The organism is Lutimaribacter pacificus, from assembly GCF_900142185.1.
Classification (GTDB): Bacteria; Pseudomonadota; Alphaproteobacteria; order Rhodobacterales; family Rhodobacteraceae; genus Lutimaribacter; species Lutimaribacter pacificus.
In genome coordinates, this window is the sequence record NZ_FQZZ01000001.1 from 160,184 (window position 1) to 175,905 (window position 15,722).

Annotated in this window: 16 protein-coding genes; 7 read left to right on the forward strand and 9 right to left on the reverse strand. The window is 66.4% G+C overall.

Annotated elements, in window-relative coordinates; all coding sequences use genetic code 11:
* Positions 1 to 8 precede the first annotated feature (8 nt).
* A complete protein-coding gene (locus tag F3H87_RS00785) occupies positions 9 to 1,148 on the forward strand; it encodes a saccharopine dehydrogenase family protein (RefSeq protein WP_149786927.1) in 1,140 nt (379 codons plus the stop codon).
* An 81-nt stretch (positions 1,149 to 1,229) separates the two neighbouring features.
* Here the strand turns inward: F3H87_RS00785 and F3H87_RS00790 are convergent, their stop codons facing one another.
* The 6 genes from F3H87_RS00790 to ubiA all read right to left on the reverse strand — a co-directional run bounded on the left by F3H87_RS00790 (position 1,230) and on the right by ubiA (position 6,242).
* A complete protein-coding gene (locus F3H87_RS00790) occupies positions 1,230 to 1,535 on the reverse strand; it encodes a hypothetical protein (RefSeq protein ID WP_149786926.1) in 306 nt (101 codons plus the stop codon).
* 370 nt (positions 1,536 to 1,905) lie between these two features.
* Positions 1,906 to 2,232, reverse strand: coding sequence for a DUF3775 domain-containing protein (locus F3H87_RS00795; protein WP_149786925.1), 327 nt, complete (start codon positions 2,230 to 2,232; stop codon positions 1,906 to 1,908).
* A gap of 256 nt (positions 2,233 to 2,488) precedes the next feature.
* Complete coding sequence (locus F3H87_RS00800; protein WP_149786924.1) at positions 2,489 to 2,752, reverse strand: YjhX family toxin; 264 nt, start codon at positions 2,750 to 2,752, stop codon at positions 2,489 to 2,491.
* Positions 2,753 to 2,993: 241 nt separating this feature from the next.
* Positions 2,994 to 3,317, reverse strand: a complete 324-nt coding sequence (locus F3H87_RS00805; protein ID WP_149786923.1) for a hypothetical protein — start codon at positions 3,315 to 3,317, stop codon at positions 2,994 to 2,996.
* Positions 3,310 to 5,220 (reverse strand): OmpA family protein, encoded by a 1,911-nt coding sequence (locus tag F3H87_RS00810; protein ID WP_149786922.1) that lies wholly within the window; start codon positions 5,218 to 5,220, stop codon positions 3,310 to 3,312. The genes F3H87_RS00805 and F3H87_RS00810 overlap by 8 nt, the downstream gene beginning before the upstream one ends.
* A gap of 59 nt (positions 5,221 to 5,279) precedes the next feature.
* The gene (gene ubiA / locus F3H87_RS00815; RefSeq protein ID WP_188129152.1) at positions 5,280 to 6,242 is read right to left on the reverse strand and encodes a 4-hydroxybenzoate octaprenyltransferase; all 963 of its coding nucleotides are present in this window, start codon (positions 6,240 to 6,242) and stop codon (positions 5,280 to 5,282) included.
* 30 nt (positions 6,243 to 6,272) lie between these two features.
* Between ubiA and F3H87_RS00820 the strand changes: the two genes are divergently transcribed.
* The 5 genes from F3H87_RS00820 (at position 6,273) to F3H87_RS00840 (ending at position 12,435) form a co-directional block, all read left to right on the forward strand.
* Positions 6,273 to 7,028, forward strand: a complete 756-nt coding sequence (locus F3H87_RS00820; protein WP_188129146.1) for a 16S rRNA (uracil(1498)-N(3))-methyltransferase — start codon at positions 6,273 to 6,275, stop codon at positions 7,026 to 7,028.
* Positions 7,025 to 7,879, forward strand: a complete 855-nt coding sequence (locus F3H87_RS00825; protein WP_149786919.1) for a GNAT family N-acetyltransferase — start codon at positions 7,025 to 7,027, stop codon at positions 7,877 to 7,879. The genes F3H87_RS00820 and F3H87_RS00825 overlap by 4 nt, the downstream gene beginning before the upstream one ends.
* Positions 7,876 to 8,388 (forward strand): hypothetical protein, encoded by a 513-nt coding sequence (locus tag F3H87_RS00830; protein ID WP_149786918.1) that lies wholly within the window; start codon positions 7,876 to 7,878, stop codon positions 8,386 to 8,388. The genes F3H87_RS00825 and F3H87_RS00830 overlap by 4 nt, the downstream gene beginning before the upstream one ends.
* 61 nt (positions 8,389 to 8,449) lie before the next feature.
* The gene (locus tag F3H87_RS00835) at positions 8,450 to 9,820 is read left to right on the forward strand and encodes a glutamate--cysteine ligase (protein WP_149786917.1); all 1,371 of its coding nucleotides are present in this window, start codon (positions 8,450 to 8,452) and stop codon (positions 9,818 to 9,820) included.
* A gap of 110 nt (positions 9,821 to 9,930) precedes the next feature.
* On the forward strand, positions 9,931 to 12,435 hold the full coding sequence (locus F3H87_RS00840; protein ID WP_149786916.1) for a GcvT family protein: 2,505 nt from the start codon (positions 9,931 to 9,933) through the stop codon (positions 12,433 to 12,435).
* Positions 12,436 to 12,638: 203 nt separating this feature from the next.
* On the opposite strand, the gene F3H87_RS00845 is transcribed toward F3H87_RS00840, so the two are convergent.
* The 3 genes from F3H87_RS00845 to F3H87_RS00855 form a co-directional block, all read right to left on the reverse strand.
* Complete coding sequence (locus F3H87_RS00845; protein ID WP_149786915.1) at positions 12,639 to 12,986, reverse strand: carboxymuconolactone decarboxylase family protein; 348 nt, start codon at positions 12,984 to 12,986, stop codon at positions 12,639 to 12,641.
* 168 nt (positions 12,987 to 13,154) lie between these two features.
* Complete coding sequence (locus F3H87_RS00850; protein WP_149786914.1) at positions 13,155 to 13,811, reverse strand: DUF938 domain-containing protein; 657 nt, start codon at positions 13,809 to 13,811, stop codon at positions 13,155 to 13,157.
* A gap of 26 nt (positions 13,812 to 13,837) precedes the next feature.
* The gene (locus F3H87_RS00855; protein ID WP_149786913.1) at positions 13,838 to 14,917 is read right to left on the reverse strand and encodes an NAD(P)/FAD-dependent oxidoreductase; all 1,080 of its coding nucleotides are present in this window, start codon (positions 14,915 to 14,917) and stop codon (positions 13,838 to 13,840) included.
* 262 nt (positions 14,918 to 15,179) lie between these two features.
* Between F3H87_RS00855 and F3H87_RS00860 the strand changes: the two genes are divergently transcribed.
* A complete protein-coding gene (locus F3H87_RS00860) occupies positions 15,180 to 15,680 on the forward strand; it encodes a type III secretion system chaperone family protein (RefSeq protein WP_149786912.1) in 501 nt (166 codons plus the stop codon).
* The last annotated feature ends 42 nt before the right edge of the window (positions 15,681 to 15,722 follow it).

The following is a 15,722-nucleotide window of genomic DNA, read 5'->3' on the forward strand; positions in this document are numbered from 1 at the left end:
AGAGCGAGATGACGATTCACTGGTGCGGCACGGGCCTTTCGGCAATTCCGGGGCTGCGGCGTCTGCTGCAGGACGGGCATAAGGTGACGGTCTGGAACCGTACCGTGGACAAGGCGCAGGAGGCGGTCGGCGATCTGGCGACCGACATACGCGCGTTCGACCGCGACGCGCTGGCCGATGCGCTGCAACCCGGCGATGTGGTGGTGTCGATGCTGCCCGGCGACTGGCATGTGCCGCTGGCCGAACTGTGCCTTGGGAAAGGCGCGCATTTCGTCAGCTCGTCCTATATCGCGCCGGAAATGCGGGCGCTGGACGGTGCCGCACGGGAAAAGGGGCTGCGTTTCGTCAATGAAATCGGGCTCGATCCCGGTATAGATCACCTGATGGCGCATCAGCTGGTGGCCGATTACGTCGCCTCGGACGCCTACGACCCAACGAACGCCATATCCTTCATTTCCTATTGCGGCGGGGTGCCGAAGATCCCCAATGCCTTCCGCTACAAGTTCAGCTGGTCGCCGCTGGGCGTGCTCAAGGCGCTGCGCTCACCCTCGCGCTCGATCCGGGATTACACCGAATTGCGGGTGAACCGGCCGTGGGACGCGATTTCCAGCTATACCGCGCCGCTGCCGCAGCCCGAGGCGTTCGAGGTCTATCCCAACCGCGATTCGATCCCCTTCATGGCGCAGTATCATTTCGATCCGGCTTGGCCGGTAAAGGAGTTCGTGCGCGGCACGCTGCGCCTGAACGGCTGGGCCGAGGCGTGGAAGGACGTGTTCGCCGAGATCGAAACGCTGGAAGGCGAGGCCGGCGAGGCACGGCTGAAAGAGATGTCGGACCAGTTCTGGCGCGATAATGCCTATGACGAAGGCGAGCCGGATCGCGTGGTCCTGTGCGTCGGGCTGAAGGCCGAGAAGGACGGCGTTCCGGTCTGGCACAGGACATATGTGATGGATGCCTGGGGCGATGCGCGCGGCACGGCGATGGCGCGGCTGGTGTCGATCCCCGTATCGCTTGCGGTCGAGGCGGTGCTGAATCGCGAGGTGCCGGCCGGCGTCACCGCCGCGCCGTCGGACCCGAAGCTGGTGCAGCGGTTCATGGCCGGGATCGACAAGCTGGCGCAGCATTTGCAGATCGTTTCCCACGCCTGACGGAAAAACCCCGCCCGGCAGGGGGGCCGGACGGGGCCTGTGGGGGCGCGTAATCATGCGCCCCCCCGGGGGGGAGTCGCTTTAGCGTGCACCGTAGGCGGTAGCGGCGTTTTCGCTGCCACGGAACCGGTTGCTCGTCACGGTATCGCTGCGCAGATAGGCCTGCTCACGCGGGGTCAGGACATTGGCGGCGGGCAGTTCCACGGCCTGGCCCCTGGTGGCTTCGACGATGCCATCCACGCCGATACCCCGTTCGCCGGGATGCAGCGACACGACGGCCTGCTCGCCCATGGTCGAGATCGTGGTGCCGGCCAGGACCTGGTCGGCAAAGGCCGGGGCTGCGGATGCGCTTGCGATCAGGGCAAATGCGATGGTCATGCGTTTCATTTCTTCTCTCCTTCCAGATGGTCAAACCCATCGTTTCTGTGTGTTACGTCGCATCTTTCGATGCGTTGTGAGAAGGAAACTGGATATTTATGTGCGATTTTTCAAAACACCGGAATTCACGCTCCTGTGTGTGAGCGAGAGAAGTTCGGTGCAGCGGTGAACACTGAACGTGCTTTTTTGAATTTTTTATTAAAAACAGCAGGTTGAATCGGATAACCTGTCTCGTTCCCGCAGGTTTCGTTCACGAAAAAAGTTTGCAGGGCCGTGAATTTCCGATTTTCACGAATATGCAAAACCGGGCGCAAGAGGCCCGGTTTTGCTCTTTTCAAAGAGTGATCGTGCATGGATGCACATATGGCGGAAATTCCGCCTAGCGATGGCCCATCAGGTCGTCTTCGTCGTCGCTTGCCGACAGGCCGAGCGCGTCCAGCCCGTTTTCGAGATGGTCGCTCAGATGCGGCGTTCCCAGAAGGTAATCGGCGGTCGGCGTCGTCGCCTCGGTGGCGGCGGTTGCCTTGGCCTCTTCCAGTTCGTCGGCATCGAAACTGCCGCGTCCGATCCACATCAGGGCGACCAGCGAAATCTGTTCCTCTTCGCTCAGGCGGTCGATGAAGGCACGCAGTTCCCCCTCGGCACGGTCCATCTCCCGCGCCATCAGAATGACATTGGCCACTCGTCTTACAGTAATATCGAGCATGGTTCCTCCGGCGTTTCCTGTCGCGCAGAGTCACCCTATAGCACGGATCGCGTCTTTGATCTTACGCAAATAGCCGGTTGTCGGTGGCCGGGGATTGGTGGCCCCGTGAGTTCTGGGGCGATCATGCCCGGGCCGCCGCGCGGCTGTTCCGGGCGGGGTGCATCATTTGAACGGCAACGGGCCGCACTCAGGGAGGATGCGGCCCGTTTTCTGCGATTGCCAAGCCAGGCCGGGCGCAGCGCACCGGCCCGGCGTGTCACGCACCCTGGTTGTCGGGTTGCGCCCGCACGCACAGGCGACCGCGTTTCGAGATGCGGTAGGGGCTGCCGGAGCGGGATTCGATCAGGCGCTTCTTCCGCAGCCGGTGAAAGACGTCCAGATCGCAGTCCGAAAGGATCGTCCCCTCGCGGGTGACGCAGGTGATCGCGGTGATCTTGGGGCCATCGCCCCGTTCGTGCAGGATATGGCCGCCCAGGGCCAGAACGTGCAGGACACGTTGCTCGTTTCGTGAGATATTCATGAGAGTCTCGTGGGGCAGATGTGAAAAGATACCCCGCGTGCCGATGCGCGCGGCGGTTCGGATTTCACCCGGCTCTCTGACCTTCAGAGAGCCTTATCTCACAAGCTCTGACATCCAATCCTCATTGCACGAGCGGTGAGCCTGTCACCTGCTCGCAATGCCAATATGGGAAAGACGCGCGCCGGGGGCAAGCGCGAAAAGGGGCGGCAGGGCGTGCCCCGCCGTTCCGCGGGATTACCGGTCAGCCGCGGCCGCGCTCCAGCGCCGAGCGCAGTTCCTCGGCCTCGTATCGCGCATCGCGCAGCCCTTCCATCGCGGCGGCCAGTTCGGCCTCGGCCTGGCTGATCTGGTTGGTCAGCTCGGCCTCGCGCTGTTGCAGGTAGGTGATCGCCTGGTCGCGGGTTTCCTCGGCCTCGTGCAGTTCCTGCGCCATCCGCTCAAGCTCGCCCATGTCGGCGCGCGAGACGCGGGTGAAGCGGTGGATCAGCCAATGCGCGAACCAGCCCACGCAGAACGCCACGAACAGGATGACCGCCGTGGCGATGATGATCTCGGTTCTATTCATCGGTTGATCCCTCTTCCGACGACGCTTCGTCGTCGGGTATGTCTACGGCGGGCTGCTCGAGACTTTCAAGGGTCGTTTCCTCTTCGACCGTGGGTTCGGGGCGGATCAGCCTGAATTCGATCCGGCGGTTGGCCTCGCGGCCCTCCTCGGTTTCGTTGTCGGCGATGGGCTGCTCCTCGCCATATCCCTTTGCGGTGATGTTCGCGGTCAGCACCCGGCGTTCGCGCAGGGCATTCAGAACCGCCTGCGCGCGGGCCTGGCTGAGTTGCTGGTTCATGACCTCGCGGCCCTGGCTGTCGGTATGGCCGCCGATCTCCATGCGGATGCCGCCGCAGAGCTTCAGGATCTCGGCGATATCGTCGATGATGCCCCCGGCCTCGGAATCCGGGGTGGCCGAACCGGGTTCGAAGTTGATCTTGCGGGCGGCCAGGATCGCGGCGATCTCGGTTTCGCATTCCTCGGGCGTGGGGATCGAGGCGATCGGGTCCAGCTTTTCCTGATAGGTCACGTCGATTTCGAACCGTTCGGCCTCGCCCAGCTTTTCGACCAGCAGGCGCGATATCTCGGCCGATGCGTCCTGGTTGCCGGTATTGCCGTTGACGCGCACCGTATCCGGCCGCACGATCACCGCGCCGTTCGACAGTTTCGACAGCGCCTCCAGCCCGGCCAGCACGCGCACCGGCCAGTCCCTTGGCAGGCTGTCGTCCAGCCGCGCCCCGACATAGATCCTGTCCGAGCCGAAGCGCGCGCGGGCAAAACTTTCGGCGGCCACGCGGTTCAGCTCGTCACTGACGCGGCCGCGCAGTTGCAGCAGCCCCTCGGGCGACAGCGTGGCCACGAATTCGGGCGGGCCGCCCTGTGCCTTGTCCTCGGGTTCCGGCAAGACCGCGTGCAGCGCGAACACATCGGGCAGGCTGTTTTCCAGCTCGCCCACCGTGCGGTCGAAAAGCCCCTGCTCGGTGCCTTCGGCGGCGACCAGCGAGATGTCGGCATCGGCGAATGTGACCGACCCGCCGCCCAGCGTGGCCAGCGCGCCGATCGCCTGTTCGGCCGCGACCGCCCAGTTGGGCGAGGGCACGCCCAGCCCCACGGTGCAGCTTGTCTTGCCCTGCACGCCGGCGCGCGCCGCGGCGCGCAGGATGCGGTCGCGGGCCTCGTCGCTGTCGGCCGAGCAGGCATCGAACCGCGCGGTGCCGTCCTCGATCAGGAACCGCAGGGTAAAGGGCGTGATGACCGGGCGCGGCGCGCTGATCTCCAGCGCCAGCCGCAGGCCCAGCGGCGCGGCGCGCGACAGGTCGCTTTCCAGCTGGCGCTTGGCGGCCACGCTGTCCGATATCGCGGTGATCACCACCTGGTTGGCGCTGACCGAAACCTTGGCGCGGCGCAGCTTTTCCAGCGCCCCGACCGCATAGTCCACCGCAGGCTCCCACCCGTCGGGCACGGGGTAATCGGCGCTTTCCAGCAGATCGGTGACCGCGCCGCCATCCGACAGGTCGGCAAGGTCCCCGGCCAGTTCCTCGCGGTCGGTCGCGGCCGGCACCAGGCCGATCAGCGAGATGCCGCTGTCGTTGCGCAGGATCTCGATCGAAAAGCGCGGCGGCCTGATCCGCTTGCTTTCGGTCACCTCCATGCGGTCGATGATGCGGGCGGCATCGACGACCTTGCCCGCGGTCGACAGCGCCTGGAACCGTATCGCCTCGGTCGGGGCGGTTCCGGTCAGGAAGACCTGCAACCCGTTCGCCTGCACCTCGGCCCAGTGCAGCTCGGCGCGGTCCAGCGCCTGGCGCACGCCGCGTTCGGAATTGTCCTGGATCACGTTGACGGCGAAGACCGCCGCGATCAGGCACAAAATCGCGCCGACGGCGAAGGTTACGGCGATATAGGCGATCGAGGATAGACGCATGAACAGGCCGGGATCAGTCAGTGTTATCGCTTCTTAGGGCCGCGGGCGGGGAGGTGCAATCAAAGGAGCATGGCACCGGCGAAAAACAGCAGGGGGATCAGCCCGGTATCGCGGTTGGCGCGGAACAGCATCAGGCAGGTGTCGGGGTCGTCGATCTGCAGCTTGCGCATCTGCCAGACCATGTGCCAGCCCATCGCCCACGGCCCGAAGATCGCCAGCCCGATGGCCAGCGGGTTGCCACCCCGTCCCGCCATCGCCGACAGAATCGCCATCGCCATCAGCGCCACCGCCGCCACCATGAACCGCCGCAGCCACATCGCCGTGTCCGACCCGAAAAGGCGCGCGGTCGATTTCACGCCGATCAGCGCGTCGTCTTCCTTGTCCTGGTGCGCATAGATCGTGTCGTAGAACAGCGTCCACGCGATCCCGGCCATATAAAGCACCAGCGGCGCGGGGTGCAGATAGCCGGTATGCGCCACCCAGGCCAGCATCGCGCCCCAGTTGAAGGCCAGCCCAAGGAACACCTGCGGCCACCAGGTGAACCGCTTGGCGAAGGGATAGATCGCCACCGGCACCAGCGACGCGATCCCCATCGCGATGGCCGCGCCGTTATAGGTCAGCAGGATGGCAAAGGCCAAAAGCGCCTGCGCGATCATCCACGCGGCAGCCTGTGCCACGCTGACCTGCCCCGAGGGGATCGGCCGCGATGCCGTGCGCGCCACCGAACCGTCGAAATCGCGGTCGGTGATGTCGTTCCAGGTGCAGCCCGCCCCGCGCATCAGCCACGCGCCGATGCCGCAGGACAGGAAGATCCACGCATCCTCCCACCGGGGCGCGCCATCATGCAGGATCGCCAGCGCCAGCCCCCACCAGCAGGGGATCAGCAACAGCCATGTGCCGATGGGCCGGTCGGCCCGCGACAGCCGCAGGTAGGGCCGCGACCATGCCGGCGCGCGCCGATCCACCCAGTTGCCGCGATAGGCGTCGGCCACCTGTCCGTCTGGGCTCGTGCCCTCTGGCATCCGGTCGGGTGTGGTCATATGGTCGGCCCCATGAATTCGACTGCGAAGATCCGCCTTTATGTAGATCACCCTCTGGGGGAGGGGCAATGCGTCCCGTTGGATCGTGATCAGGCGCATTACCTGTTCGGCGTCATGCGGCAGGGTGCGGGCGATCCGGTGCTGCTGTTCAACGGGCGCGATGGCGAATGGCTGGCCCATGTCACGCAGGCGGGCAAGCGGGCGGGGGAACTGGCCTGCGATACGCAGACGCGCCCCTTGCAGATGCCGCCCGACCTGTGGCTGATGTTCGCCCCGATCAAGAAGGCGCGCACCGATTTCATCGTCGAAAAGGCGGCCGAGTTGGGGGCCGCGCGCATCCTGCCGGTGCAGACCGCGTTTACCAATGCCGAGCGTATCCGCCAGGACCGCCTGCAGGCCCACGCGGTCGAGGCGGCCGAGCAATGCGGCGGCACCTTCGTGCCCGAGGTCTGCGACCTGCAACGGCTCGACCGGTTGCTCGATGGCTGGGATGGGGCGCGGCGGATTCTCTTTTGCGACGAGGGGCTTGCCGGGGCGTCACCGGCCCTTCCGGGCTTTTTCCGCGATGAGGGGGCTGCGCCCCCCGACAGCGGCCCCTGGGCCATTCTGATCGGCCCCGAGGGCGGGTTTTCCGATGCCGAACGCGCGCGGCTGCGCGACATGCGCTGCGCCCGCGCGATCAGCCTCGGGCCCCGCATCCTGCGCGCCGACACCGCCGCCGTGGCCGCGCTGACGCTGTGGCAACTGGCGCTGGGGGACTGGCGGTGATCCGGGAGGCCGGCCCCCATGATGCGGCGGATATGGCGGCGTTTCTCGAACGTCACATCGACACCTCGATGTTCCTGCTGAGCAATCTCGAACGCTTCGGGACCGGCGAACGCGACCACCCGCATGGCACCCGCTTTTTCCTGCGCGACACCGGGACGGGCCTGAGCGGTGTGTTCGGCTGCACCAATGGCGGGTTCCTGATGTGCCAGATGCCGGGGCTGACCGCGCCGGAGGCCGGGATGCTGGCCCATCTCGTGCACGGCCGGGCCATGCGCGGGATGACGGGCGATGCGATACAGGTGGCGCGCGTTCTCGGTGCGCTGCCGCTGTCCGCCGATGCCTTCGCGCTGAACAGCGTGCAGCCGCTTTATGCGCTCGATCTGGCCCGGCTTGCCGCGCCCGTGGCGAATTTGCGGCGGCCCACCGGGGCCGACCGTGCCCTGCTGGAGCAATGGTATGCCGCGTCGGCGCTGGAGACCGGGCAATCCGTCGCTGCGCGGGCAGAGGGCGACGGGCGCGCGCGGGCCGAAACCGCGCTGTCCGCCGGTTGGGCGCGGTTGCTGTTCGTCGATGGCGTGCCGGTGTCGCTGGCCGGGATAAATGCCCGCGCCGGCAACGCTGTGCAGGTGGGGGGCGTCTATACCCCGCCCGCGTTTCGCGGAAACGGCCATGCCGGTCGTGCCGTCGCGGCCTGTCTGGCCGAGCTGCGCGCCGGTGGCGCTGCCCGTGCCATCCTGTTCGCGGCCTCCGCAGCCGCCGCACGGGCCTATGAGCGGATCGGATTCGCCCGTATCGGGGAGTACCGGATCGCCATGCTGAAAGCGCCTGTCACGCTGGGGGTGCCGGCATGAGCCTGATCCGCCCCGAAGCGATGGATGTGCTGACGCGCTGGCGCGATGCGCTGATCGGTGCGGGGCTGGGGGCGCTTGGCCTGTGGTGGGCGCTGGGGGTGCATGGCATCCTCAACTGGATCGGCTGGCTGGTCCTGCCGGTGGCGGCGGCGCTGGTCTGGACCGGCATCCGCCGCGCGCGGTTCCATTCGGGGCGCGGCGGCCCGGGTGTCGTGACGGTGGACGAGGGCGCGATTGCCTGGCTCGGGCCGTTCCACGGCGGGGCGGTGGCGCTGGAAGAGCTTGACCGGCTGGAGCTTGACCCGACCCGCAGCCCGCCGGTCTGGCGGTTGTTCGCACCGGGCCGGGTGCCGCTGGAAATCCCGGTGACGGCGGAAGGTGCGGATGCGCTTTTCGATGCGTTCGCCCGGCTTCCCGGCCTCGATACCCCGAAAATGCTGGCCGAATTGCGCGGTGGCGCACAGGCCCCCGTCACGATCTGGCGAAAAAGCCGGCCCCGGTTGCATTGACAGTGGCCCGAATTCATCGCACCCATTCCCGCGTTTGAAGCCAAAGATCGGAGAGCCACCCATGTCCATACCTCAGTCCGGCGGCGGGCCGATCGAAAGCTTCGACCAGCTTGCAGGCTACCTTGAAAGCGGCTGCAAGCCCAAGGAAGACTGGCGCATCGGCACCGAGCACGAGAAATTCGGCTATTGCAAGGACACCCATCTGCCGATCCCCTATGACGGCCCGCGCAGCGTGCGCGCGGTGCTGGAGGGCTTGCGCGACAAGCATGGCTGGGCCCCGATGGAAGAGGGCGGCAACCTGATCGGCCTGACCAAGGGCGGCGCGAATATCAGCCTTGAACCGGGCGGGCAGCTCGAACTGTCGGGCGCGGCGCTGGAAACCATCCACCAGACCTGCGACGAGGTGAACGAGCACCTGCGCGAGGTCAAGGATATCGCCGACAAGGTCGGCGTCGGTTTCATCGGGCTGGGGGCGGCGCCGGAATGGACGCATGAGCAGATGCCGATGATGCCGAAAGGCCGCTACCGGCTGATGACGTCCTACATGGACAAGGTCGGCACAATGGGCAAGTCGATGATGTATCGCACCTGCACCGTGCAGGTGAACCTCGATTTCTCGTCCGAGGCCGACATGGTGAAAAAGCTGCGCGTCGCGCTGGCGCTGCAGCCGGTCGCCACCGCGCTTTTCGCCAATTCGCCATTTTTCGAGGGCAAGCCCAACGGCCATAAATCCTGGCGCGCACGCGTCTGGCGCGATCTCGACCCGGCGCGCACGGGCATGTTGCCCTTCGTGTTCGAGGACGGGTTCGGTTTTGACCGCTATGTCGATTACGCGCTCGATGTGCCGATGTATTTCGTCTACCGCGACGGTGAATATATCGACGCGCTGGGCCAGTCGTTCCGCGATTTCCTGAACGGCAAGCTGCCCGCGCTGCCGGGCGAGACACCGACCCTCAGCGACTGGGCCGATCACCTGACCACGATCTTCCCCGAGGCGCGGATCAAGAAATACATGGAAATGCGCGGCGCCGATGGCGGCCCGTGGCGGCGGATCTGTGCGCTGCCCGCCTTCTGGGTGGGGCTGATGTATCACCAGGACAGCCTGGATGCCGCGTGGGATCTGGCAAAGCACTGGGATGCCGAAACCCGCGAGGCATGGCGCGTCGAGGCGTCGGTGCGCGGGTTGCAGGCCATCGTCGGCGGCCGGCGCATGATCGACCTGGCGTCCGAGGTGCTGGATATCAGCCGTGCCGGGCTCAAGGCGCGCGCGCGGCCCGGTCTTGGCGGTATGGTGCAGGACGAACGCCATTTCCTGCACGCGCTCGAGGACAGTATCGAAACCGGGCAGGCCCCGGCGGACGAGCTGCTGGAGCATTATCACGGCGACTGGAACGGCGACCTCGGGCGCATCTACGACGAATACAGCTACTGACACCGCCGCGCAGGTCGGTTTTGTGCGGCATTGCGTCGGCTGGGCAATCCGCGAATTGCGCGGCCTGCTAAAGATCGTGCAACGCATGATCCAAGGGAGTCGCCTGCGCAATGAAAACCCAAGTCAAAGCTTTGGTCGTCGGCGGTGGCGCTGTCGGCACCTCGATCGCCTATCACCTGGCCCGCGCGGGCTGGTCCGACGTGATGCTGCTGGAGCGCGACGAGCTGACCAGCGGATCGACCTGGCACGCCGCCGGGCTGCTGCCGCTGTTCAACATGTCCTACGCGACCACCCATATCCACCAGTATTCGGTCGAGTTCTACAAGACGCTCGAGGCCGAAACCGGGCTGAACGCGGGGTTTTCCATCGTCGGCAACCTGCGCATGGCGCAGACGCAGGACCGTATGGACGAATACATGGTCTATGCCACCACCGCCGAAACCTGCGGCGTGCCCTATGAATGGATGACACCGGCGCAGATCAAGGAGCGTTGGCCGCTGGTCCATACCGACGACCTGAAGGGCGCGATCTATCACCCGACCGACGGCTACATAAACCCCGCCGACGTGACGATGGCGATGGCCAAGGGCGCGCGCCAGCGCGGCGTGACGATCGAGCGGAAATGGCAGGCCGACGCCTTCGAATGGAAGGGCGATCACTGGGATGTCACCTGCACGAAGATGGTGGAAAGGGGTGGCAACCTCGTGCCCGGCGACGAGCAGATCGTGATCTCCGCCGAACACGTGGTCACCGCCAGCGGCAACCACGCGCAGCGCACCGCGCGGATGCTGGGCATCAAGATGCCCGCGATCCCGGTCGAGCATCAGTTCATCGTCACCGAACCCGATCCCGCGCTGGTCGCCTATCGCAGGAACGGCGGCGAGGAACACCCCGTCCTGCGCGATGCCGACGCCAAGTGGTATGTGCGCGAGGAACGCGGCGGCTGGATTCTGGGGCCTTATGAGCGCAACGCGCCCGCGCGGTTCGAATACGGCGTGCCCGACAGCTTCCGCGCCGACCTTTTCCCGCTGGATCTCGAGCGGATCGAAGAGGAATACATGTCGATGATCCACCGCATTCCGTCTTCGGAAACCGTGGGGCTCAAGGACGATTTCAACGGCCCGATCTGCTATACCCCCGATGGCAACCCGCTGGTCGGCCCCGCGCCGGGGCTGCGCAACATGTGGCTGGCCGAGGGCTTTTCCTTCGGTATCACCGCCGCCGGCGGCACCGGCTATTACCTGGCGCAGATGATGGTCGATGGCGAGGCCGGGATCGACATGGCCAGCCTCGACCCCAAGCGGTACGGGCAGGACTGGATGACGACCGAATACGCCGCGCGCAAGAACGAGGAATGTTACGAACACGTCTTCATCCTGCACCACCCGGACGAGGAACGCGAAGCCTGCCGCCCGCTGCGCACCGGCCCGGCCTATGACCGGCAAAAGGCGCGCGGCGCGCAGTTCGGTTGTGTCAACGGGTTCGAGCGGCCCAACTATTTCGGCCCGCTCGACGCGCCCGACAGCTTCGACCACGACGCGCGGTCTTTCCGCCGCGGTGGCTGGTGGGACCATGCAAGGGCCGAGGCCGAGGCGGTGCGCAACACCGCCGGGCTGATCGACGCCACCGCCTTTACCAAGCACGTGGTCAGGGGGCCGGGTGCGACGCAGTTCCTTGACTGGTTCACCTGCAACAAGCTGCCGAAGGTCGGGCGCATCAACCTGACCTATGCGCTGACCGATGCGGGCACCACGCGCACCGAATACACCATCGTGCGGCTGGCCGAGGACGAGTATTACCTTGTCTCCGCCGGGGCCTGGGGCGCCTATGACGGCGATTACCTGCGCAAGGCCGCCGCCGACAAGGCAGGCGAATTCGGCTATGTCGAGATCCAGGACGTGACGACGCAATGGGGCGTCTTCGCCCTTGCCGGGCCGAAGTCGCGCGACATCCTGAACGCGGTGATCCGGGATGCCGATCCCGCCACCGCGCTGTCGAACAAGCGGTTCCCGTGGCTGTCCTGCCGCGAGATCGAGCTGGGCATGTGCCCGGTGCGCGCGATCCGCGTGGCCTATACCGGTGAGCTGGGGTGGGAGCTGCATCACCCGATCGAGATGCAGAATTACCTGTTCGACCTGCTGGAAAAGGCCGGTGAAGCGCACGGGATGAAGCTGGTGGGCGCGCGCGCGCAGAACTGGCTGCGGCAGGAAAAATCCTATCGCGCCTTCGGCAACGAACTGGGCCGCGACGCCACTCCGCTCGAGGCCGACCTGCCGCGCTTTGTCGATCTGTCCAAGGATTTCCACGGCAAGGCGGCGATGGAGGCAAAGGGCATCCGCAGCACATGCGTGACCGTGCTGATCGACGGGCCGGACGACGCCGACCCGTGGGGCCGCGAGGCGCTTTACGTCGATGGCGAAAAGGTGGGCCGCCTGACCTCGGGCGGGTATTCCGTGGCCTTCGGTCAGTCGATCGGCATGGGCTATGTCAAACCCGAACTGGCGGTCGAGGGCCAGAAGCTGCAGGTCAGGATGTTCGACAGGCTGTGGGACGCGGTCGTGACCTGCGACAGCCCCTATGACCCGAAGAACGAGGTCATCCGCAAGGACGGCTGAGTGCCGTTGCGAATGACGGCGCCATCGCCCGGAACAGCGGCGCAAGCCGCCCGGGCCGCGCCCGACCGCCCCCCGGGCGGGCGCGTTTGCAGCGTTTCAGCACGCGCAGCCGCAGGAAGTATGTGGCACGATAAAGCGCCAGGCCACGAGTGGCGCAGCGCCCACCCGCGGTCGGGCGCGGCCCTTTTGTCGGGACGATCTTTTCAACCCGCTTGCGCCGCCACCAGCTCGTCATAGCATTCCAGCGCCTTGCCGGCATACATCGTGGCCGGGCCGCCGCCCATCTGGATCGTCATGCCCAGCACATCGGCGATCTCGTCCCGCGTGGCACCGGCCTTGACCAGCGCCTCGATATGCAGGGCAATGCAGGATTCGCAGCGGATGGCGACGGCGATCCCCAAGGCGACATATTCCTTGGTCTTGAAATCCAGAACGCCGCCCTCTTTCACCGCCTTGGACATCGCGCCAAAGCCCTTGGTCACGTCGGGGATGGTCTTGTAAAGCACGCGCAGACGGTTGCGGGTGGTGTTCAGTGTGTCGCTCCAGGCCATATGTGCCGCTCCTTGAATGTAATTTCGGCACAGCCAGACCACGGGCAGGCGGGCGGCTCTTTGACCTCGATCAGATGGGGGCGATTTTCTCGGCTGGCCGCCCACATCCGGTCGCCGCGCCTGTGGCAGGGGCAGGGTGAGTATTTGCGGAACGATGAAGCCGGCAGGTCAGGGCCGCTGCGCGACGAAGCCCATGTTGTTCGCGGGCATTTCCACGACCTGCACGAGGACCAGGAAATTCTGCTGGAGCCACTCGATCACATCCCAGTCATCCTTGTAACCGATCTCGGAATCCTGCGCGGTCAGCGCCGCGTGGAATGCGGCATCGCCGTCCGACGTGGTTTCGCCGTCGCGCAGGAAGGGGCCGTAAAGGATCAGTATCCCGCCCGGCGCCAGCGCCTGTGCCGCCTCGGCGATCAGGATACGCGCCTCGCCTTCGCTGATGAGGTGCAGCAGGTTCACCAGCACGATCAGATCCTGCCCGTCATGCGCCGCCGCCCAGCCCGGCGCGGTGGCATCCAGCGCGATGGCGGGGCACAGGTTCGCCAAACCCGCCTGCGCGGCATGGGCGTCAATGGACCGGCGGCGCGCGGCGTCGATATCGCTGGGTTGCCAGGTCAGACCGGGCAGGCGGCGGGCCAGCGTCACGGCATGTTCGCCGGTGCCCGAGGCAAGCTCCAGCGCGCGGCCCGTGTCCGGCGCGTGGGTGGCCACAAGATCGGCAATCGCAGCGGCGTTGCGCGCGGCCGAGGGGGCGAACAGGCGCCCGTCATCGGACGGGGTCGCGACCGAGGCGCTGTCGGGCAGGTTCAGGCGTCTGGGCATGGTTTTCTCCGATAGGGGCGCGGCGCTCAGGCGGCGAAACGGGCGGGCGACAGCGCCGCGACGGTGGCCGCGTCCAGCGTCGTGGGCACACCGTCGGCGATCTGGGCCAGCAACTCGCTGGCAGCGGCGGCGGTCTGGAACCCGTAGCCGCCTTGCCCGGCGAGCCACAGGAATTCCGGCACGCCCGCATCGCGGCCGATCACCAGTGCGCGGTCGGGGGCAAAGCTGCGCAGCCCGGCCCAGTTGGCGATCATCCGCTCCACCGGCGCGGTGCTGAACGCCTGGTAGCGCGCCAGCCCTTCGGCCAGCACCATGTCGTCGGCCCAGGCATCGTGCGGGTCCATCCGGTCTTCGTCGCCGGGCGACACGATCAGCGCACCGGCATCCGGTTTCGCATACCAGCGGTCGCCGACCCCGTCGACAAAGGGCCAGCCCGCAGGATCGGCGCCGTCCGGCAGCGCGATGCGCGCCATCGAGCGGCGATAGGGCTGGATGCCGAGCGGCGCGACCCCCGCCATCGCGGCCACCCCGTCGGCCCAGGCCCCGGCGGCGTTCACCAGCGTGCGTGCGGTGTAATCCTGCCCGCCCGCCGTCACCTGCCAGCCGCCGGGGACACGTCGGATCGCCCCGACCCGCGCGCCGGTGACGATGCGCGCCCCGGCGCCGCGCGCCTCGCGCAGGAAATTCTGGATGAACAGGTCGGTATCGAGGTCGCAGGTATCCGCGCGCAGGGCGGCATGGGCGGCATGGCCGCGATCCAGCAGCGGCCAGAGCGTTGCCGCCTCGTCGATGGCGATCCGCTCCAGCCCCATATCCGCAGCCTGCGCGGCAAAGCCCCCGGCCTCGTCCGCCGCGCCCAGCAACATCATCGGTCGCGGCGACAGCACCCCGCCATGTGCGGTGCGCAGGTAATCGGCGCTGGCGCCGTTCAGCGCGCGCACCACCGCGTTGCCGTAGCTTTCCAGGAACATCGCCGCCGACCGGCCCGAAGCGTGATAGGCCAGGTTGTCCTCTGCCTCGAGCAGCGTGACGCTGCCCAGCCGCGCCAGCCGCGCGGCGGCGCTGATGCCCGCGATACCGCCGCCTATGATCAGGAAATCCTGCATGGAAACCCCCTTGTCCCTGCCACAGCCTGCCACGGCTTGCGCCCCGCCGAAAGGGGCAGGAGGGCCGATTCCCCTTTTGATGAAATTTTCATGTCATCCACAAGATATAGAGGTTATCCCCAACTTTTTGCTTTACAGGATGCGAATTGACGCACACCATATCTGGTAGGAACAGGGCAAAAAGCCCCGGTTTCTAGAGCAGGCAGCTAGCGTTTGGGGCGCTGCCACGCCCCGACGCTACGCATAAACAGGAGGTGGCGTCATGGCCCTGTCCGAGCAGTTTCTTCAGGAAGATTTGCACCCCATCGACATCGTCGAGCATCTGGCCGAATTCAACGACTGGGATTTCGACCGCGTGCATGACGACCAGATCGCCATGGCGGTCGAGGGACAGTGGCGCACCTATTCGATCACGCTGGCATGGTCGGCCTATGACGAAACCCTGCGCATGGTCTGCACCTTCGAGATGGAGCCGCCCGAGGATCGCCTGCCGGCGCTTTACGAATGCCTGAACGCCGCCAACGACCAGTGCTGGGCCGGCGGCTTCAGCTATTGGGACGAGCACAAGATGATGGTCTATCGCTACGGCCTTGTGCTGGCGGGCGGGCAGTCGGCCAGCGCCGAGCAGATCGACACGATGATCGGCGCCGCGGTGCTGAGCGCGGAACGCTTCTATCCCGCCTTTCAGCTGGTGGTCTGGGGCAACCGGCCCGCGAAAGAGGCGTTGCAGATCGCCATTGCCGAGGCTTACGGCCGCGCCTGACACCCCTTTCGTGCGGGCAGGCCGCCGCTTGCCCGCCCTTTC